General features: G+C 60.4%; 1 protein-coding gene. It reads right to left on the bottom strand.

The annotated features are described in order from the left end of the window. The coding region (locus EN853_RS33350; protein WP_189473192.1) for an MFS transporter at nt 1–307 on the bottom strand (307 nt) is incomplete at its 3' end. Nucleotides 308–338 lie beyond the last annotated feature (31 nt).

The raw sequence follows: 338 nt of genomic DNA, 5'->3' as shown, positions 1-338 counted from the left end.
CGAGGACAATGCTATCGCGCAACCAGCCGGCGAACATGAGATTGCGGCGGCTGTAGTTGTCAGCCAGGACCCCGGCGATAATCGACAGGACGAATACGGGCAGTGTGGTCGAAGCCTGCACCAAGGCGACCATGACGTCCGACGTCGAAATGGTCGCCATCAGCCAACTGATGGCGACGGTTTGAATGAGCCAGCCAAGGCTGGCGACCTGTGTGGCAAGCCAGATCGAACGAAAGGTCGCATTCTCGAGCGGCGCAAATGTCGCCGACGAAGCCGGACTCGCATCTTCGCGCGCCACCCTGCTCATTGGGTTGAGCCTTCCCTTGGTCTATCGGTCG

The sequence above is a fragment of the Mesorhizobium sp. M1C.F.Ca.ET.210.01.1.1 genome, assembly GCF_004791585.1.
Lineage (GTDB): Bacteria > Pseudomonadota > Alphaproteobacteria > Rhizobiales > Rhizobiaceae > Mesorhizobium.
The sequence above is the reverse complement of the archived record's forward strand: the minus strand, read 5'-3'. Positions and strand labels throughout refer to the sequence as shown.